Here is an 18,870-nt window from a genome sequence, read left to right as displayed (position 1 = left end):
TGGCGCCATGGCTGTGACGAGCCGCCGCGTGCGACGCATCTATCTCAGCCTCGTGCTGCTCAACACCCTTGCCGTCACGTTCATCTGGGGCATCAACTCGCTGCTGCTGTTCGAGGCCGGGCTGAGCAACACCGAGGCCCTCACCGCCAACGCCTGCTTCACGCTCGGTTACGCCGCGTTCGAGATCCCGACCGGGTCGATCGCCGACACGTGGGGGCGGCGGGCGTCCTACCTGCTCGGCGGGGGCACACTGACGGTGACGACGCTGCTGTACTGGCTGGCGTGGCGCCTGCACGCGGGCGTGTGGGCGTGGGCGGCGGTGTCGGTGGTGCTCGCCGTGGGCTTCACGTTCTTCTCCGGCGCCACCGAGGCGTGGCTGGTCGACGCCCTGCACTTCCTGCAGTACGACGGCCGGCTCGAGCAGGTGTTCGCGCGGGCGCAGATCGTCACCGGGATCGGCACCCTCGCCGGCTCGCTGGGCGGCGCCTACGTGGCGCAGGCGACGAACGTGGGCGTGCCGTTCCTCATCCGGGCCGCGCTGCTGCTGACCCTCACCGTCGTCGCGTGGCGGGTCATGCACGACATCGGGTTCAGCCGCCGCCGGAGCGCCGGGCCGCTGCGGGAGGTGCGGCGGGTCGTCACGGAGTCGGTGCGGCACGGCTGGGGGCATCCGGCGGTGCGCTGGGTGATGCTCGGCGCGGTGTTCGCCGCCGGGGTCAGCTACTACGTCGCGTTCACCATGAAGCCCTACCTGCTGCAGCTGGCCCACGACCCGCACGCCTACGGGCTGCTCGGCATCGCGGCCGCGGCCAACGCGGCGGCGCAGACGGTCGGCGGGCTGCTGTCCATGGCGGTCCAGCGGCTGTTCCGCCGGCGCGTGTCGGTCATCATCACCGGGGTGCTGCTCAACGGCGCGCTGCTGGTCGGGTTCGGGCTGGCCCGTTCGGTGCCCGTCGCCATCGCGCTGCTCGCCGGCATCAGCATGGTGTCGGCGGCGATCCTGCCGTCGCGGCAGGCGTATCTCAACAGCCTCCTGCCGTCCGGGAAACGGGCGACGGTGCTGTCCTTCGACTCGCTGATCTCCTCCAGCGGCGGTGTGGTGACGCAGCCCGGCCTGGGCTGGGTCGCCGACCAGCGGGGCTACCCGACCTCGTTCGTCCTCGGCGGGGTGCTGCAGGCCTTCGCCCTGCCGGTGCTGTTCCTGGCCCGCCGCCACGAGGTCGCCGCGGCTACGCGGGAGGAGCCGGCGGTCGTGGTGCCGCAACGGTCGTGAAGGGCCGCTTGGTGCCCTCCACGACCGGCCACACGTCGCAGGGGCGCACCGGCACGCCGAGCCGCAGCAGCGTGAGACCCGCCGCCAGGCGGGCCGCGGCGAGCCGCCCGAGCAGGGCGTACAGCAGCACGTAGAGCCGGCACTGCAGGCGCTGGACCGGTCGCAGCCGCGCGTAGCCCGCCGGGTCGATCCGGCGGCCGAAGTGGCGGCGCCGCACCCCGCGGTACTCCGGGAAGAGCAGGTCCAGCCGCCGCGCCTCATAGGTCTTGCGGCGCTGCGCGCGGGCGAAGTCGCGCAGCCGCGGGATCGGATGGAAGGTGACGCGGGCCGCCGCCGCGTGCCGGATGGCGCCGGGTCCGTGACGGTCGACGATGGCCCGGGACAGGTACGAGTCGTCGCTGACCGGCCCCCGCTGCAGGCTGAGGTACTCCGCGACCCGCGCGTCGACGTCCGGCTGCCGGTGCGGCACGCGCCACGCGACGTCGTAGTGCCGGATGGCGAACGCCCGGCCGCACAGGTGCCGGCCGCGGTGCACGACGTCGGGGTGGTAGTCGGCGAAGTTGTAGACGACCGGCCAGAAGGCCGTGCCGTCGCCGGCCGGGACCATGCTCGCCCAGGCCGCCTCCGCGTCCGGGTGCTCGGCCATCACCCGGACCAGTTCCCGCAGGCAGCCGGGGTCCAGGACGCAGTCGGCGTCCACGAGGATCAGGTGCTCCGCGGAGCGGGCCAGCCGGGCGATCGCCCGCTGCGCCTCGATCAGGCCCGGCGCGGTCTCGATGACGTGGACCGTGACGCCGTCGCCGGCCTCGTAGTGCTCGACGACGTCGCGGGTGCGGTCGGTGCACCCGTTGAGCGCGACGATGATCTCCGCCGGGACCGGTCCCGGCACCTCCGCGACGGCGGCCTCGATCGACCGCAGGGTCTGCCCGATCGTCGCCTCCTCGTTGCGGGCGGCGACCCCGATGCTCAACATCCCCCGGGCCCCCGTCAGCCGCCGGGCACGACGACGCGGTGGACGAACTCCTCGAACTGCGCGACCGAGTCGCCGGTCCACACCATGCCGTGCTCGCGGATGATGAACCAGTCGGTCTGCTTCTGGCACAGCTCCCGGTAGAAGAGCCGCCCGGCGGAGAACCGCCCGCCTTCGATCCGCGCGTCGGTGACGAGCTCCCGGTAGCGCGGGCCGCGGGTCAGCTCCCGGTGGTGGAAGTGCACGATGAGCCGCGGCCGGCGCCCGTGCATGCCCAGCACGCTGCTGAGCATCAGGAACTCCGGCGCGTCGGAGCTCGGCAGCCGCGGTCCCGTGTACGTCAGGCTGGCGGTCCCCTCGTCGAACGAGGTGATCAGGTCGAAGTCGTCGGCGGTCATCCGCGACTTGTCGGTGACGGTCTGCGAGGCGAACCAGTGCCCGTCGTGGGTGAACATGATGGAGCCGTCGGTGTAGGGCTTGCGCTGCCACAGGTGGTGGTCGCGGTGCACCCGGGCCAGCTCGGCGATCTCGGCGTCGTGCTCGTGACGCAGCCGGTGCAGCACCGCCCGGTCGCCGGGGTCGGCGCTCTGCGTCGGCTGGTACTTGACCCGGATCGTCTCGCCGATCGCGTTGACGTAGACGTCCTGCCAGGTGTTGGTGCGGATGCCCCGCGACAGGTCGACCTCGTCCGGGAAGATCGCGTTGATGTCGAGCAGGTCGCACAGCTCCGGCACCCAGGTGCCGGCCCTGGCGTAGTCGGGCCGGTCCTCGTTGGTCTCGGTCAGCGGATACGCCGAGATGATGTTCGTCCTGGCGCCGGTCGCCGCGAGGGCGGCGAGATAGCCCTGCTCGTCGACCGGCATCGTGAGCGGGTTCGTCGGCCCGTAGACGACGTAGGTGACGCCGTCCGCCCGGTGCTCGGGCACGTCACCGTACGCGAGGGGCTGGACCGTCACCCCGTATTCGGCGTGCAGGGCCCGGAACGCCGGCTGGATGATCTCGCGCAGCGCCCACCCGCTGTGCGGCGACGCCGGGTTGAGCACGTAGAAATACCGCAGCTCACTGATGTCGCGCTTGTACCGATAGTCGTTGGCCTGCAGGTTCCCCGTAGAAGTCATCGAAGTGACCACTCAGGGACTCTACATTGATCGCGCTCGACCCGCGCGCCCGTCGCGGGGCTACTCCCGCCAGCCGGACAGCTCGATGCCCTTGCCCGTCTCGACCCGGTACCCCAGCCGCACCGTCTGCGTCTGTCCCTCCGGGATGACCAGACGCCAGGTCAGGACGCCGAGGTCGGTGCGTTCGGCCGGCTGCGGCTCCAGCACGGTCTCCTTGACCGTGATCTGGTCGTGGCGGCTGACCGGCAGCTGGTCGAGCACGGTGATCCGCACCGGCCGGCCGGTGTAGTTGCCGACGCTGGTGCGGTACTCCACCTCGCGGCGCCGGGTGGAGCCCAGCGTCGCCTTCGTCGCGGTGCGCCGGGTCAGCTCCCGCTCGACCCGGACCCGGTCGTCCAGGCCCAGCGCCAGCTCCAGCTCCTCGCCGGGCGCCCAGGTCGCCAGGGTGGTCCTGCTGACGAAGTCGGCCTCGTGGAACACCGCCGCCGACCCGGGCGGCAGCGTGTGCTGCGACGTGTTCGTCACCACGGCCCGCAGGTGCACGTCCGTCGAGCGGGCCGGCGCGGCCACGTGGTCCAGCTGGGTGGCCAGCTCCAGCACCAGCACCGTGGCCCGGGACGTGGTGCCGTCGGCCGGGACCGCGACCACCCGCGCCGGCCGGTAGGTCGCGGCGACCGCGCCCTCCTCGACCCGCGCCTGCGCCACCTGCACCGGCGGGGCCTCGTCGAACTGCGCCAGCGAGAGCTTCGCCGCCCGGGGCGCCGGGGCCATCGAGGCGGCCGGCATCGCGGCACCGGGCGCGCCACCGTAGCCGAGGGACTGCATCGGCGGAGCCGGCGGCGGGGGCAGCAGCGGGTCCAGGTACCACGGCTGCAGTTCGGGGATCGCCACGACGCCGGACGCGCGGGCCGTCGACAGCGCCAGCTCGCATTCCGGCCAGTCCTCGCCGGTGCGCTGCTCGACCAGGCCGAACCAGGTGAGGCTCAGCGTCTCACCGGTGAGCCGCACGTCATAGGTGGAGCGCCAGCCCGCGTCCGGCACCTGATACGACACGTCCAGCTCGACCGGGCCCGGCGCCGACACGGCGAGGGCGACGACGGCGTAGCGCGCGTCGGGCTCCCGCTTGCCGGACAGGTCGAGCAGCTGCCGGTCCAGCGCCGCGACGCGCTCCGTGACCCGGGTGCGGCGGTGCTGCAGCTCGCGGATGTCGGCGAGGACCGACGTCAGCTCGCCGCCCATCGTGGCCGTGAACGCGGTGACCGTGTCCGGCGCCGTGTCGCCGCTGGCGAGGGCCCGCGCGTACGCGCCGCTGGCCCGCTCGCCGAGCGTCGTCAGGAACGTCTGCCGCTGGCGCAGCACGGTCTCGGTGTCGGCGATCTCCGCCAGCTCGTCCTGGAGCCCGCGGCGCTCCTCGGTCACCTTCGTCACCGTGCCGTCGGACGGCGTGGCCTGCCGGCGCAGCACCACGTCCACGCCCAGGACCGTGGCGGCGCCCCGCCCGCTGACCCGGATCGAGTCGCCGTCCATGCTCAACGGCAGCGGCCCGACCTCGACGACCTGCTCGCCGGCCTCGAGCGTGGTCCGGCCACGGCGGGTGACCCGCGCCTGCCTGGGGTAGACGGTGACGGCGACGATCGAGTTCTCCACGATCCGCACCGTAACGCATGCCGTCACCCCCGCCGCGTGCCCGTTCGGCGCTTTGTCGGGGCTGTGTCGGGCTTTTGTCGGCGCGTCCCGCGTTTCGCGCGCCGGTTTCCGTGGCGGCGGCCCGAGAATCGCGCGGATGGAGACGCTGCCCTCGCGGGTTTCGACGCGGTACCCGCTGCGGTACGCCGTCGTGGACGTGGAGACCACCGGCCTGCACGCGCCAAGTGACCGGGTCCTGCAGATCGCCGTCGCGCAGATGGAGGCCGACGGGTCGGTGGGCCGGACCTGGTCGACCCTCGTCGACCCCGGCTGCGACCCGGGCCCCGTGCACATCCATGGCATCACCCGCGAGCGGCTGGCCGGCGCGCCCCGCTTCGACACCGTGGTGGCTCACCTGGCCGAACTGCTCGCCGGGCGGGTCCTGGTCGCGCACAACGCCGCGTTCGACTGGCGGTTCCTGGCCGCGGAGGCGCACCGGGCCGTGCACCGCCTGCCGGTCAGCACCCGGCTGTGCACCCTCGCGCTGAGCCGCCGGCTCGACCTGCCGACCCCGGGCCTGTCCCTCGCCGCCCTCGCCGCGCACTGGGGCGTCAGCCAGGCCCGGCCGCACGACGCGGAGGACGACACCCGGGTCCTCACCGAGATCCTCCGGCACAGCCTCGCCTTCGCCGACACCCTCGCCGTCGAACTGCCACTCAGCGCCTGCGACCCCGCCGAGACCGACCGCGTCTACCCGGCCCGCCTCCCCCGGCCCGCCTGCCCGTGGGCCTGGCCGGGCCGGTGGATCCCGGGCCGGCGCCTGGTCCAGGGCGCGAAGGTCGCCATCACCGGCAGCACCGCCACCGCCCGGGACGCGCTCGCCGCCCGCGCGACCGACGCGGGACTCGACGTGATGAACACGGTCAGCGGCCGGACCGGCCTGCTCGTCACCAACGACCCGGCCGCCGCGACCTCGAAGCTGCGCGACGCCGCCAGGTACGCCGTCCCCGTCGTGGACGAGACCACCTTCGCCGGGCTCCTGGCCGACGTCGAACCCGGCACGCCGAAGGAGGCCACGCCGGCGCGGCCGGCGGTGCCGTCCCAGCGCGCCGCCGCACCTTCGACCGGGCCTTTTACGGGGCCTTTGACCGGGCCTTTGACCGGGCGGTGCCTGCTCGTCCTCGGCGGCACCCACGGCGAGGCCGCCGAGGTCCGCACCGTGATCGGCGAGCTCGGAGGCATCGCCGCGGTCAACCTCACCGCCCGGGTCACCGACGTCGTCGCCCTCCCGGGCGCGTCCGCGGACCGCCGCTGGGCCACCGTCACCGCGCTGGCCCTGCCCGTCTGCGCCCCGGAGGCCCTGCAACCCGCGGCCCTCGCTCTGCCCGCGACCACCCCGCCCGCCGCTGCCCCGCTCGCCGCCGCACCGCCCGCCGCCGCACCGCCCGCCGCCGCACCGGAGCCGCCCGCTGCCGCTGCCGCTACTGCGCCGCCCGCCCTTGCCGAAGCGCCGCCCAACACTGCCGAAGCGCCGCCCACCACCGCCGCGCTGCCCACTGCCGAGGCGTCGCCCACCGCCGCGCCGCCCACTGCCGAAGCGCTGCCCACTGCCGAGGCGTCGCCTACTGCCGCGCCGCCCGCCATTGGTGCGACGCCGGCCGCCGCTTCCGGGGCGCCGGTCGCGGTGTTGTCCCGTGGTGCGGTGGTCGACCTGCCTGAGGGGGTCGGCGACTGGACGGTCTCCGTCACGTGGCCGACGGGCACCGACGTGGAGGTCGACGTCGTCGCGTTCCTCACCGACGCTGACGAGCAGGTCCGCGCCGACGCCGACTTCGTCTTCTACAACCAGCCCGCCGCCGCTGACGGGTCCGTGGAGCTCACCCTCGACGTGCGCCGCGAGGCCCTCGTCGACGTCCGGCTCGACCGCGTCCCCGACGACGTCAGCCGGATCATCATCGCCGCCGCCCTGCCCGGCACCCACACGTTCGGCGACCTGGGACCGGTCGAGTTCGTCGCCCGCACCGGCGACGGCACGACCCGCCTGCGGGCCACCCTCGACGCCGCCACCACCGAGCGCAGCCTGCTCCTCGCCCACGTCTACCGGCGCGACGGCCGCTGGCGGCTGCGTGCCATCGGCCAGGGCTACGACCACGGCCTCGCCGAGCTCGCCACCCTCCACGGCGTCACCGTCGACGACTGACCCGTGATCCGCAAGACCGTGTGTACCCCTGGGTGCACACGGTCTTCCGGATCACGGAAGGTTGCCGGCGGGTGGCACAGTCGTGGTGTGCATGAGATCGTCGCCTGGCTGCGGGGGCTGGACGTGGGGTGGGTCGTGGTGCTCGCCCTGGTCGAGAACGCGGCGCTGGTCGGGGTCACGGCGGTGCTCGGGCACTGGGTGCTGCGACTTCCGGGCGCGCACCGGGTGACCGCGCCGCCGGGGCCGGTCGGCCGGCTGGAGCTCGGTTTGGTGGCGGTTGCGACGGTGCTCAACGCGGCCGTCACCGTGGCCGGCTGGTGGCTGTGGCGGGCCGGGGTCATCAGCCTGACCCTGCCGTTCGGCTGGCGGGCGCTGGTCGACCTCGCCGTGCTGATCGTGGTGATGGACGTGCTGCTGTACGCCGGGCACGCCCTCGCCCACGTGCGCCGGCTGTTCCCGCTCGCGCACCGGCTGCACCACGTCTTCGCCGACGCCCGGCCGATCACACTGTTCGCGCTGCACCCGGTCGAGGTGCTCGGGTTCGGCGGGGCGTGGCTGGTCGTGCTCGCCGTCCACCCGTTCTCGGCGTGGGCGCTCGGCGGCTACACCGTGCTGAACCTGCTCTTCGGGATCCTCGGGCACCTGGGGGTGGAGCCGTTGCCGCAGCGGGTGCGCGCCGCCGCGGTCTTCCGCTGGGTGGCGACGCCCGCCATGCACGCCGGGCATCACGCGGCGCCGCGGTACAACCTCGGCTTCTACACGACGGTGTGGGACCGGCTGTTCGGCACGCTGGATCCGGACTACGACGCCCGTCGCACGGGCACCATGCCGTTTGCCGACACAACGGTCATCGGCATCCCGACAGCGCCGCCCACTGGATGATCCAGAATGGTGCGCACCCCCGAGACACCCCCAGACGGAAAGAAGCGCGGATACCCCATGCGAGCCTCCCGAACCATCGTTGCCGCCACGACCATGCTGCTGCTCGGCGCTGGGCTCGCCGGCTGCTCCTCGCAGGTGGACGACCTGGAGAAGCAGCTGACCAAGGCCGGGTACACGAACGTGAACGCCGAGGCCGACTACGACCAGGTGTATGACAAGAAAAAGAAGAAGAACGTGAAGAAGCTCGACGACTACGAGGCCGACGCGAAGGCCGGCAACTGCGCCGTGGAGATCGAGCAGGACTCCGGCGACCACGACTACGTCATCGAGACCGCCAACGGCAAGGACGTCAACTTCACCAACCTCACCGCCACCGCCCTGATCGCCGAGCTCGCCAAGCAGGGCATCACCTGCTGAACCGCCGGCCCCGGTGGTCCGGTCGGTCCCGTTGCGGCGCCGAACCGGCCTCCGGGGTCTTGTACGTGACGAGGGGCACCGTGGTCGCCACCGGCGTGGCCAGCCGGTGCTCGACGAGGTCGCCGATCACCTGCTCGATGCGCTTGTACGCGGTCGGCGCCTCCTCGAACAGCAGCTGGCGGTCGCCGCAGACGACCACCGACCCGACCGGGGTGCGGCGCAGCTCCTCGACGGTGTGCTTGGCCTTGCCCCGGCGCAGGGCGTCGGCGCGCGACATCTTGCGGCCCGCGCCGTGCGCCACCGAGTGGTTGGCCTCCGGCCCGGCGTGGGCGGCGACGAGGTAGGACGGGGTGCCCCGGGTGCCGGCGACCAGGACGTCCTGGCCGTCGCCGGGCGCGGCGCCCTTGCGGTGCAGGTAGACACCGTCGCGGACCTCGACGAGGTTGTGGCACTGGTCGACGATCGGCTCGGTGGGTTCGGCGCCGAGGGCGTGCGCGACCCGCGCGGCCATGAGCCGCCGGTTGAGCGAACCCCAGCGCACGGCGTCGTCGTGGGCGGCCAGGTACGCGGCGGGGTCCGCGGCCGGGCCGGCGCCGTGCACCTCGGTGTGCGCCCGCAGGATCCGCTCCCCGAGCCCCCGGGAGCCGCTGTGGACGACGAGGACGAGATCACCGGCGGCGAGCCCGAGGCGGTCCGCGTGGGCGCCGTCGAGGACGGTGCCGATCCGGGCCAGTTCGACGAAGTGGTTGCCCCGCCCGACGGTGCCGAGCCCTTCGGTGTGCCCGCCGGGGATGTCGCCGTCGAGCACCGCCCAGGCGGGGTCGTCGGCGTCCCGTTCGGGATCCAGGGCAGTGTCGAGGTCGGGGAACCGGGCGGCCAGCTTCTCCGGGACGGCGCGCTTGAGGCCGATCGGGAACACGGCGATGCCGCAGCCGATGTCGGAGCCGACGAGGAACGGGTACAACACGGTCGAGGCCATCGCGGCGCCGATCGGGGCGCCCTTGCCGGGGTGCAGGTCGGGCATGCCGGCGACGTGGAGCATGCCGTCCAGCGCGGCGACCTGGTGGCACTGGTCGACGGCGTCGGACTCGATCCAGCTGGTGGGGCCGGCGAACACACTGACGGAAGCCTTGTTTTCGGGCACGGACGCTCGCTTCGCGATTCGAAGTCAACAGGGGCGGGCCGGGGTCGTCCGTCAGAGCGTCATGCGGTCCACCATCGCGGATCCGCCCCGCGCACCGCAAAGGATTTTCAGGGCGCCTCGCGCTCCCGCTCCATGCGCTCCAGGGCGGCCCGGATCGCCCGGAGGCTTTCCTTGATCTCTTCCTGCTCCTCGTGCCGGAACGCGTCGTTGTCGACGATGAGCTTGCTGGCGAAGTGGGCGGTGATGAGCGGGATGACGACCAGCACCATGATCGAGATGAGGAAGCCGGCGACGATCCGCCCCGGCGTCGTCGTCGGGTACGTGTCGCCGTAGCCGACCGTCGAGGCGGTGACGACCGCCCACCAGAACGAGTCGCCGAAGCTCTTGTGCTCGAAGAGGCTGTACAGCGTCCCGCCGATGAGCATGAGCACGAGGTAGGTCGCCACGGTTGCCTTGACCGAGTTCGCGATCCAGATGAATCCGCTGATGAGGGCCTTCATGGCAGGGGCTCCCGTCCGCCACCGGTGCTGGTAGCGGCAGAGTATGGCATCCGGGCGACCGGCCGGCCAGATCCCGGCCGGTCACCCGGGGCAGTTCAGTCCAGAGCTACGGGACCAGGTCGCGGGTGCCCCTCGGGGTCGACGGGTTGCACCGGCGGATCCGGGCCGCGGTCAGCCGGGAGCCGACGACCAGCCCGTACCGCCGGACCGCCTCGAGGCCGTAGTTGCTGCAGGTCGGGATCTGCCGGCAGCGGGTCGGCAGGTGCGGCGACAGCCACCGCTGATACCCGCGGATCGCCACCATCCCGGCCCGGCCCGGCCCACTGGCGGTGGCCCGCGGCTTCTTCGTGGGCGTGCTGATCGCCATCGTGCCGAGCAGCATCGTGCCCAGCATGAAGTTGCAGTCACAGCCGGGGATGTCGCATCCGTCGCAGCCGGGGATGTCGCAGTCGGGGATGTCACAACCACCGATGTTGCAGTTGTCCGACCATCGCGATTGCCGCTGCTGCCCTTCGTTCTCTGTCTCCACGGCGGGCATTGTCGCGGCGCACCATCGATGTGATCAAGAGTGTTGTCCGCTGTCCGTCGCTCCGTCGCCGTCCCGTGGTCCGGAAGATCTTGTGCACCCCTGGGTGCACAAGATCTTCCGGATCACGAGAACGAGCCGTCAGTTGTGGTGGCGCAGCGGCAGGTGCAGTTCGGCGGGCTCCGGCGGCAGGTCCTGCACGCCGGCGGCGACGGCCTCCTCGTGGCGGCGGTGCGCCGAGGGCAGGGCGAGCGAGGCGAGCACGGCGAGGACCGCGACGCCGGCGCAGACCCAGAAGCCGGCCGTGAACGCGGTGTCGGTCGGCAGGCCCCGCGGAGTGCTGTTGGCGGTGATCACGGCGGCGACGACGGCGGTGCCGATGCTGCTGCCGATGGTGCGGGCGATGGTGTTGACGCTGCTGGCCTCGCCGGTCTGGGTGGCCGGGACGCTCTCGATGATGGCGTTGGACATGGCCGCGAAGGACAGGCCGATGCCGGCGCCGGTGAGCAGGCCGGAGGCGAGCACCTGCCAGACCGCGCCATGGGCGATCGCGGGGAGCGTGAACGCGGCGACGACCGCGACGGCGCCGAGGAACAGCGGCACCTTGGGGCCGTAGCGGCGGTTGAGCAGGCCGGCGATGGGGCCGAACACGACCATCATGAGGACCGTGGGCAGCAGGAACAGGCCGGACTCCGACACGGACTTGCCGAAGCCGTAGCCGGTCGCGGCGGGCAGCTGCAGCAGGGTCGGGACGAGCAGGAACGTGCCGAACATCGCGAAGCCCAGGATCAGGGCGACGAGGTCGGTGGCCCAGACGCCGCGGATCGACATCAGGCGCATGTCGACGAGCGGCTCCTTCACGCGCCGCTCGACCAGCACGAACGCGACGAGGGCCGCGACGCCGAGGGCGAGGAGGGCGACGGTCTTGGTGTCGCCCCAGCCCCAGGACTGGCCCTTGCTGATCGCCAGCAGCAGCGACACCAGCGACACGGACAGGATCGACGCGCCGAGCACGTCGAGGCGGCCGGGCGTGCGCACGGGCGACTCGGGCATCCCGAACACGGCGCCGAGCAGGGCGATGACGACGAGGACGAGCGGCAGCCAGAACAGCCAGTGCCAGGAGAGGTGCTCGACGATCGGGCCGGCGCCGACGATGCCGACACCGGCGCCGACGCCGAAGATCGCCGACAGCAGGCCGACGGTCACGGCGACCTTCTCGCGGGGCAGCTCGTCGCGCACGATGCCGATGGACAGCGGCAGGATCGCGCCGGCCGCGCCCTGCATCGCCCGGGCGACGATGAGCACCGTCAGGTTGGGGGCGAGGGCGGCCAGGAGCGTGCCGGCGGCCAGGACGGCCAGGACGGCGATGAGGACCCGGCGCTTGCCGACCATGTCGCCGAGCCGGCCGAGGATCGGCGTGAGGACCGACGCCGACAGCAGGTATGCGGTGAGGATCCAGCTGATGTCCGCGGTGGAGGCGTTCAGGTCCCGGGCGATCGTCGACATCGCCGGGGCGACCAGGGACTGCAGCACCGCGAAGGCCAGGCCGCCGAGCGACAGGTACACCACCAGCAGGGTGCTGTTGACGTGCCGGCTGGTGGCCACCGGCGGTTCGATGGTTCGCGTCATGAGGATCCCCGAGGCGATATGTAAACGATTGCTGACTTAGCCAGTATTGACCCGGTCGCGGATAAGTCAACAATCGTTTACGTCACACCGGAGCACCCGGCAACGCCCGGCTAACCTGAGGAAATGACCGACACCGCCGCGCCACGGCGCCGGGACGCGGCCGCGACGCGGCTGCTGCTGCTGGACGCCGCCCGGCGCCGCTTCGCCGCCGACGGCTACTCCGCCACCACCGTGCGGGACATCGCCGAGGACGCCGGGGTCAACGTGGCGCTCATCCACCGGTACTTCACCTCGAAGGAAGGCCTGTTCGAGGCCTGCCTGACCGGTGTCGGCGACGAGCTCGGCCGGACCGCCGGCGAAGACCTGACCCTGGACCGGATCGCGCACGACATCGCCGCCCGGCTCGTCGGCCCGCACACCGCCAAACACCCCAACCAGATCCTGCTGCTCCTGCGCTCCTCCGGCGACGAGCGGGCGGAACGGATCCGCCAGGACATCCTCGGCACGTTCGCCGTGCGCCTGGCTGCGGCGGCCGGGTGGCGGGCCGACCTGCCCGACGCGGATCAGCGGCTGCTCAGCGCGCAGGTCACCCTCGCGACCGCGTTCGGGCTGGCGGTGCTGCGCTCCTCGACCACCCTGGAGCCCCTGGCCTCGGCCGGCCACGACGACCTCGTCGCACCGCTCGCCAGGCTGGTCAACGCCCTGCTGAAGCCGTAGACAGCGCCCGCTCCAGGCGGACCGCCAGCTTGGGGTACCACCGCGGCAGCAACCGCACCACCAGGTCGACGGTCTTCGCGTCCCGCCCCACGAGGATCCGCGGCCGGCCGGCCTCGACCCCGTCCACCACGATGCGGGCCGCCCGCGACGCCGGCATCTTCAGCAGCTTCTCGTTGTAGTGCCGGGTCCGTGCCTCGTCCCGGGCCGTCACCGGCACGCCGGTCCTCCGTGCGTGCTCGAGCGCGGCGGTGGCGATGTTGGTGCGGACCCCGCCCGGATGCACGACACTCACCCGCACCGGATGCCGGGCCGTCAGCAGCTCCCCGCGCAACGCCTCGCTGAAGCCGCGCACGCCGAACTTCGCCGCGCAGTAGTCGCTCAGCGCCGGCTGGGCCATGATCCCGTTGAGGCTGGACACGTTGACGACGTGCCCGTCGCCGGACGCGATGAGGTGCGGCAGGAACGCCTTCGTGCCGTGGATGACGCCGAAGAGGTTGACCGCGAGGGTCCGCTCATACGCCGCCCAGTCGTTGTCCAGCACGCTGCGCCCGCCACCGGCGACCCCGGCGTTGTTGTACACCTGGTGCACCACGCCGAAGTGCCCGGCGACCGCGGCCGCGTAGGCCTCCACGGCCGGCCGGTCGCTGACGTCCAGGACACTGACGTGGGCGCCCCCGGCCAGCTCGGCGGTCTCCGCGAGGCCGGCCTCCTCCACGTCGCTCAGCGCGAGCCGGGCCCCGCGCCGGGCCAGCTCCAGCGCGAGCGCCCGCCCGATGCCGGACGCGGCCCCGGTGATGACGGCGACCTTGCCCGCGACCGGACTCATGCCGCCCCCTCCGCATCGCTGCGGCGTCGGCCTGTGCTCAATCCTCCGCTTCGCGCCGGACCGCTCATGCGCGGGCCACCGCGGCCGAGGCGATGAGCTCGACGAGCCGGTCCTGGACGCCGGGCGCCAGGTGGTGCCGCATGCCGGCGATCTCGACGTGCCGGGCGCCCGGGATCGCGGCGGCGGTGGCCCGCCCGCCGCTGGGGTGCACCATGCGGTCGACGTCGCCGTGGATGACCAGGGTCGGCGCGGTGATCGTGCGCAGCTGCGCGGTGCGGTCCCCCGACGCCTGGATGGCGCCGATCTGGCGGGCGACGCCGGCGTGGTTGGGCCGGCCCGACCCGCGGTCCCACAGCTGCGCGATCCACTCCCGCTCGACGGCCTCGTCCGGCGGGAACTCGGTCGAGCCGATGTGCCGCAGCAGCGCCAGGTGCCGGGCGGCGGACTCCTCCACGGTGCGGGCGGGTCGTTTCGCCATGCGCATCATCGTCGAGCGGGCCGGCTGTCCCACCCGGCGGTCGCCGGTGGTGGAGAAGATCGAGGTGAGCGTGGCGACCCGGTCGGGGTGGCGGGCCGTGAGGGTCTGCGCGATCATGCCGCCCATCGACATCCCGGCCAGGTGGACCCGCCCGACCCCGAGGTGTTCGAGCAGACCGTGCGCGTCCTCGGCCATGTCGGCGAGGTCGTACGCGCCGGGCAGCGGCCGGGCGAAGAGCTGCCGCAGCAGGCCCGGCGGCCGGGCCGCGACCCGGGTCGAGCGGCCGGCGTCGCGGTTGTCCAGGCGGATGACCCGCAGGCCCTGGCCGGTGAGCCCGTCCAGCATCCGCTGCGGCCACGAGGTCAGGTCCAGGCCGAGGCCGGCGATGAGCAGCAGCGGCGCGCCGTCGGCCGGCCCGTCGACGCGGTAGCAGATCCGCGGCCGCCCGTCGGGCAGCTGCACGAACAGATCGTCGGTCATGCCGAGACCTTCGCACGTGAGAACCGCAGCGACGCATCGTCGACACGACCGTTACGCAGCAGTTTGACGTCGGAGTGGTAGTCCATCGACGTGAGCCAGGGCATGCGGTCTCCTTGCCGGGGCAGCTGGTCGACGACGCGCTGGACGTAGCCGGCGGCGAAGTCGAGGAACGGGCGGGTCGGCATGTCCGGGTCACTGACCTCGGGCCGGCAGACGGTGGTGCCGGTGGCGTCCATGTGGGCCAGGAGCCGGCAGAAATGCTCGCACAGCAGCCCGATCTTGAGGGTCCAGGACGAGTTGGTGTACCCGATCGCGAAGGCGAAGTTCGGCACGCCGGAAAGCATCATCCCCTTGTACGCGACCGTCTCCGGCAGGCGCACCGGGGTGCCGTCGACGGTGAGGGCCAGCCCGGCGAGGGCCTGGACGTTGAGGCCGGTGGCGGTGACGATGACGTCCGCCGCCAGTTCCGTGCCGGAGGCGAGCAGCACACCCCGTTCGGTGAAGGTCGCGATGCGTTCGGTGACGACGGATGCGGCACCCCGGCGGATCGCCTTGAACAGGTCACCGTCGGGCACCGCGCACAGCCGCTGGTCCCACGGGCCGTAGGGCGGGTTGAAGTGCTCGTCGACGGGATACCCGGCCGGCAGCTGTCTCGTGTTGACCCACCGGATGAGCCGGCGGGCCGCCTTCGGGAACCGCTGGCAGAACCGCCAGACCGCGCGCTGCTGGGCGATGTTCTTGCGCCGGGTCGCCCGGTAGCCGCGCTCCTCGCCGAGCCACCGGCGCAGCAGGTTGGCGACCGGGTCCTTCTTCGCCACCGGCATCACGTAGGACGGGGTGCGCTGCAGCATGGTCACGTGCGCGGCGGTGCGGGCCAGGGCCGGCACGAGGGTGACGGCGGTGGCGCCGCTGCCGATGACCAGGACCCGCTTGCCGGCGCAGTCGAGGTCCTCGGGCCACCGCTGCGGGTGCACGATCGGGCCGGCGAAGCGGTCCCGGCCCTCGAAGTGCGGGGTGAAGCCCTCGTCGTAGCGGTAGTAGCCGCCGGCGCAGAACAGCCAGCCGGCGGTGAGCCGGGTCCGCTCGCCGGTGTCGGCGCGCTCGACCTCGACGCTCCAGCGGGCCTCGGCGCTCGACCAGGCCGCCGCGACGACCCTGTGGTGGTAGCGGATGTGGGCGTCGAGGCCGTTCTCGGTCGCCGTCTCCCGCAGGTAGGCGAGGATCCGGTCGGCGGAGGCGATGGACTCCTCGTCCCGCCACGGTTTGAACTCGTAGCCGAACGTGTGCAGGTCCGAGTCGGACCGGATGCCGGGATACCGGAACAGGTCCCAGGTGCCGCCGGACGCGGCGCGCGCCTCCAGGATCGCGAACGACCTGCCCGGCAGCTCGGTGCGCAGGTAGCGGCCGGCCCCGATGCCGGAGATGCCGGCCCCGACGATCAGGACGTCGAGGTGCTCCACAGCGCTCATAGTCACGACGATGCGCCACCACCCCCGCCTTGCGCTAGCGCGATCTGCACCGAAATACTCGCCGCATGGTGCACACTGCTGCGCAGCCGTCGTGGCCCCGGCTGTCGCCCGCGGTCGCCGAGCTGTTCCGGCGCGGCGCGGAGATCGCGCTCGACCCGCGCGCCGACTGGATCGAGGAGCTGCACGCGGCCGCGCTGGGCGGGGACCGGATGCGCCCGGTCGCCGCGGACCCGGTCCTCGCGGAGGCGACGAAACGGGCCAACCTCGCCAACCTGCTGCACTGGGCGGCGCAGAACGTGCGGCATCCCGGCCGGCGGGTGCCGGCCAACATGGGCGCGGAGGCGCTCGACGCGGCCCGGGACATGGTGCGCCGGGGGCTCGACGAGCGGGGCCTCGACGCGTACCGGACCGCGCAGAGCGTGGCGTGGCGCCGGTGGATGGAGATCTGCTTCGACCTGACGACGGACCCGGTGCTGCTGCGTGAGCTGCTCGACGCGTCGGCGCTGTCGATCGCGACGTTCATCGACGACACCGTCGCGGCCGTGTCGCGGCGGATGGAGGCGGAGCGCGCCGAGCTGACCCTGGGCGCGTCGGCGGAGCGCCGGGCGGCGGTGACGCTGCTGCTGGAGGGCGCGCCGATCGGCCGGGCCCGGGCGGAGGCGCAGCTCGGCTACGGCCTGGCCGGCCCGCACACGGCGGCGATCCTGTGGAGCGCGTCCAGCGGCGAGCACCTGGAGGGCGCCGCGGAGACGGTCATGCGGGCGGCCGGCGCCACCCACCGGCTCACGGTCGTGGCGAGCGCCGCGGCGCTGTGGGTGTGGTTCCCCGCGGGTGCCGCCCCTCGGACGGGTGACCTGGCGGAGCTGCACCCGGACGTGCGGGTCGCGCTGGGCCGGCCCGGAGCCGACGTGGACGGCTTCCGCCGCAGCCACCTCGACGCCGCGGAGGCGCAGCGGATGCTCACCAGGCTGACGTCACCGCAGCAGGTCGCCCGGTACGAGGACGTCCAGTTGGTCGCGTTGCTGACCGCCGAGCCGACGCGGGCGGACGAGTTCCTCGCCGACACGCTCGGCGAGCTGCTGCACGCGGACCCGGCGACCCGCTTCACCGTGCTGACGTACGTGCGCGAGCAGTGCAGCACCACCCGCACCGCGGAACGGCTCTACACGCACCGCAACACGGTCCTGCGCCGGCTGGCCCGCGCCGACGAACTGCTCCCGCGCCCCCTGGAGGAGAACGTGGTCAGCGTCGGCGCGGCCCTGGAGGTGCTGCGGTGGCGCCATCCCTGACGCCACCGCAGTCCGGTCACGAAACTAACGGTGCCACTTCTGGTTGCTGGCGCCGTTGCAGGTCCAGATGTGCAGCTTCGAGCCGTTGGCGGTGGCCACGTTCTGCACGTCGACGCACTTGTTCGCCTGGATGTTCACCAGGTCGCCCGCGCCGCTCAGGGTGAACTTCTGCGCGCCCGAGCCGTTGCACGTCCACAGCTGCACGACCGCGCCGTCGGCGGTGGAGCCGCCGGACACGTCCATGCACTTGCCCAGCGCCCGCACCGAACCGTCCGAGTTGAACGTCCACTGCTGCGCGCCGGTGCCGTTGCAGTCCCAGATCTGCAGCCGGTTGCCGTCGGCCGCGTTGGAGCTGGGCACGTCGATGCAGCGGTTGCTCCCGTTGCCGATGATCGGTCCGGCGCTGCCTCCGCCGCCGCCGCTGGTGTACGCGTACACCCGCACGTAGTCGACCGTCAGCGTCTGCGGGAACTGGGTGGTGCCGTCCGGGTAGCCGGGCCAGTAGCCGCCGACCGCGAGGTTCAGCAGCATGAAGAACGGGTGGTCGAAGACCCAGCGGTCGCCGCCCAGGTCGGCGGGGGTCCGGGTCTGGTACAGGTTGCCGTCGACGTACCAGCGCAGCGCGTTGGGCTCCCACTCGACCGCGAACGTGTGGAACGCGTCGGCGAACGGCGCGCCGATGGTGTAGCCGGCGCCGATGCCCTCGGCGCCGGAGTAGCCCGGGCCGTGGATGGTGCCGTGGACCTGGTTCGGTTCACGGCCGATGTTCTCCATGATGTCGATCTCGCCGCTGTTGGGCCACGGGTTGGTGCCGATGTCGGCGCCGAGCATCCAGAACGCCGGCCAGATGCCCTGCCCCCGCGGGATCTTCATGCGGGACTCGAAGCGCCCGTAGGCCTGGGTGAACTTGTCCTGCGTCAGCAGCCGGGCCGAGGTGTACTGGCAGGTGCCGTAGTGGCACTGGTAGTTGGCCGGGTTCTCCCGGCGCGCGGTGATCACGAGCTGGCCGGCGCCGTTGAGCGAGGCGTTGCTGGTGCTGTTGGTGTAGTACTGCTGCTCGTTGTTGCCCCACCCGCCCCCGCCGATGTCCCGCTTCCACTTGCTGGCGTTGGGCGCGCTGCCGGCCGCGCCGTCGAACTCGTCGGACCACGTGAGCCCGCCGATGGCGGCCTGGGCCGCGGTGGTGCCGGCGTCCCGCACCGCGATCGCGGTGAGGAACGTGATGACGGTCGCGCCCAGCATGAGCAGGGAACGAGCCTTGAGGTGGATGTGCATGGGCGACCTCCCGAGGACATGGCGGTGTCCGTGCGGCTACAGTAAGCAATC

17 protein-coding genes are annotated in these 18,870 nt (G+C 72.8%); 6 read left to right on the top strand and 11 right to left on the bottom strand.

Annotated features, from left to right (window positions below; genetic code table 11):
* The first annotated feature begins 7 nt into the window (after positions 1-7).
* Positions 8-1,273: an MFS transporter gene (locus tag Dsi01nite_RS05415; protein ID WP_203844902.1), complete on the top strand. Its 1,266-nt coding sequence runs from the start codon at positions 8-10 to the stop codon at positions 1,271-1,273.
* Here the strand turns inward: Dsi01nite_RS05415 and Dsi01nite_RS05410 are convergent.
* Genes Dsi01nite_RS05410 through Dsi01nite_RS05400 form a run of 3 tightly spaced genes read right to left on the bottom strand, consistent with a single transcriptional unit; the run spans position 1,230 to position 5,008 of the window.
* Entirely contained in the window at positions 1,230-2,246 is a 1,017-nt protein-coding gene (locus Dsi01nite_RS05410; RefSeq protein WP_203844901.1) for a glycosyltransferase family 2 protein, read from the bottom strand. The genes Dsi01nite_RS05415 and Dsi01nite_RS05410 overlap by 44 nt on opposite strands.
* A 14-nt stretch (positions 2,247-2,260) precedes the next feature.
* Positions 2,261-3,361 (bottom strand): hypothetical protein, encoded by a 1,101-nt coding sequence (locus Dsi01nite_RS05405; protein WP_203844900.1) that lies wholly within the window; start codon positions 3,359-3,361, stop codon positions 2,261-2,263.
* 60 nt (positions 3,362-3,421) lie between these two features.
* A complete protein-coding gene (locus Dsi01nite_RS05400; protein ID WP_239135704.1) occupies positions 3,422-5,008 on the bottom strand; it encodes a mucoidy inhibitor MuiA family protein in 1,587 nt (528 codons plus the stop codon).
* A gap of 136 nt (positions 5,009-5,144) precedes the next feature.
* Here Dsi01nite_RS05400 and Dsi01nite_RS05395 point away from each other — a divergent pair, with 136 nt between their 5' ends.
* The 3 genes from Dsi01nite_RS05395 to Dsi01nite_RS05385 all read left to right on the top strand — a co-directional run bounded on the left by Dsi01nite_RS05395 (position 5,145) and on the right by Dsi01nite_RS05385 (position 8,486).
* Entirely contained in the window at positions 5,145-7,187 is a 2,043-nt protein-coding gene (locus tag Dsi01nite_RS05395) for a TerD family protein (protein ID WP_203844898.1), read from the top strand.
* An 87-nt stretch (positions 7,188-7,274) separates the two neighbouring features.
* The gene (locus tag Dsi01nite_RS05390) at positions 7,275-8,069 is read left to right on the top strand and encodes a sterol desaturase family protein (RefSeq protein ID WP_203844897.1); all 795 of its coding nucleotides are present in this window, start codon (positions 7,275-7,277) and stop codon (positions 8,067-8,069) included.
* Positions 8,070-8,126: 57 nt separating this feature from the next.
* The gene (locus Dsi01nite_RS05385; RefSeq protein WP_203844896.1) at positions 8,127-8,486 is read left to right on the top strand and encodes a hypothetical protein; all 360 of its coding nucleotides are present in this window, start codon (positions 8,127-8,129) and stop codon (positions 8,484-8,486) included.
* Here the strand turns inward: Dsi01nite_RS05385 and Dsi01nite_RS05380 are convergent.
* The 4 genes from Dsi01nite_RS05380 to Dsi01nite_RS05365 all read right to left on the bottom strand — a co-directional run bounded on the left by Dsi01nite_RS05380 (position 8,476) and on the right by Dsi01nite_RS05365 (position 12,285).
* Positions 8,476-9,630 (bottom strand): RNA ligase RtcB family protein, encoded by a 1,155-nt coding sequence (locus Dsi01nite_RS05380; protein WP_239135703.1) that lies wholly within the window; start codon positions 9,628-9,630, stop codon positions 8,476-8,478. The two genes, Dsi01nite_RS05385 and Dsi01nite_RS05380, sit on opposite strands and share 11 nt — an antisense overlap.
* A gap of 107 nt (positions 9,631-9,737) precedes the next feature.
* A complete protein-coding gene (locus tag Dsi01nite_RS05375) occupies positions 9,738-10,130 on the bottom strand; it encodes a potassium channel family protein (RefSeq protein ID WP_203844895.1) in 393 nt (130 codons plus the stop codon).
* A gap of 106 nt (positions 10,131-10,236) precedes the next feature.
* Positions 10,237-10,659, bottom strand: coding sequence for a membrane protein insertion efficiency factor YidD (yidD, locus tag Dsi01nite_RS57125; protein ID WP_239135702.1), 423 nt, complete (start codon positions 10,657-10,659; stop codon positions 10,237-10,239).
* 138 nt (positions 10,660-10,797) lie between these two features.
* Complete coding sequence (locus Dsi01nite_RS05365) at positions 10,798-12,285, bottom strand: MFS transporter (protein WP_203844894.1); 1,488 nt, start codon at positions 12,283-12,285, stop codon at positions 10,798-10,800.
* 123 nt (positions 12,286-12,408) lie between these two features.
* On the opposite strand from Dsi01nite_RS05365, the gene Dsi01nite_RS05360 reads away from it, so the two are divergent.
* Positions 12,409-13,002: a TetR/AcrR family transcriptional regulator gene (locus tag Dsi01nite_RS05360; protein ID WP_203844893.1), complete on the top strand. Its 594-nt coding sequence runs from the start codon at positions 12,409-12,411 to the stop codon at positions 13,000-13,002.
* Here the strand turns inward: Dsi01nite_RS05360 and Dsi01nite_RS05355 are convergent.
* From Dsi01nite_RS05355 to Dsi01nite_RS05345, 3 genes are all read right to left on the bottom strand, one after another.
* A complete protein-coding gene (locus Dsi01nite_RS05355) occupies positions 12,980-13,828 on the bottom strand; it encodes an SDR family NAD(P)-dependent oxidoreductase (protein WP_203844892.1) in 849 nt (282 codons plus the stop codon). The two genes, Dsi01nite_RS05360 and Dsi01nite_RS05355, sit on opposite strands and share 23 nt — an antisense overlap.
* A gap of 64 nt (positions 13,829-13,892) precedes the next feature.
* Positions 13,893-14,786, bottom strand: a complete 894-nt coding sequence (locus Dsi01nite_RS05350) for an alpha/beta fold hydrolase (protein ID WP_203844891.1) — start codon at positions 14,784-14,786, stop codon at positions 13,893-13,895.
* Positions 14,783-16,255: a flavin-containing monooxygenase gene (locus Dsi01nite_RS05345; protein ID WP_203844890.1), complete on the bottom strand. Its 1,473-nt coding sequence runs from the start codon at positions 16,253-16,255 to the stop codon at positions 14,783-14,785. Before Dsi01nite_RS05345 ends, Dsi01nite_RS05350 begins: the two co-directional genes overlap by 4 nt.
* 65 nt (positions 16,256-16,320) lie before the next feature.
* Here Dsi01nite_RS05345 and Dsi01nite_RS05340 point away from each other — a divergent pair, with 65 nt between their 5' ends.
* Positions 16,321-17,544 carry a PucR family transcriptional regulator gene (locus tag Dsi01nite_RS05340; RefSeq protein ID WP_203844889.1) on the top strand — a complete coding sequence of 408 codons (1,224 nt, stop codon included), beginning with the start codon at positions 16,321-16,323 and terminating at the stop codon, positions 17,542-17,544.
* Positions 17,545-17,568: 24 nt separating this feature from the next.
* Here Dsi01nite_RS05340 and Dsi01nite_RS05335 read toward each other — a convergent pair whose 3' ends face one another.
* The gene (locus Dsi01nite_RS05335; RefSeq protein ID WP_239135701.1) at positions 17,569-18,819 is read right to left on the bottom strand and encodes a glycoside hydrolase family 16 protein; all 1,251 of its coding nucleotides are present in this window, start codon (positions 18,817-18,819) and stop codon (positions 17,569-17,571) included.
* Positions 18,820-18,870 lie beyond the last annotated feature (51 nt).

The organism is Dactylosporangium siamense (assembly GCF_016862795.1).
Classification (GTDB): Bacteria; Actinomycetota; Actinomycetes; order Mycobacteriales; family Micromonosporaceae; genus Dactylosporangium; species Dactylosporangium siamense.
This window is presented reverse-complemented; position numbering and strand designations above follow the sequence as displayed.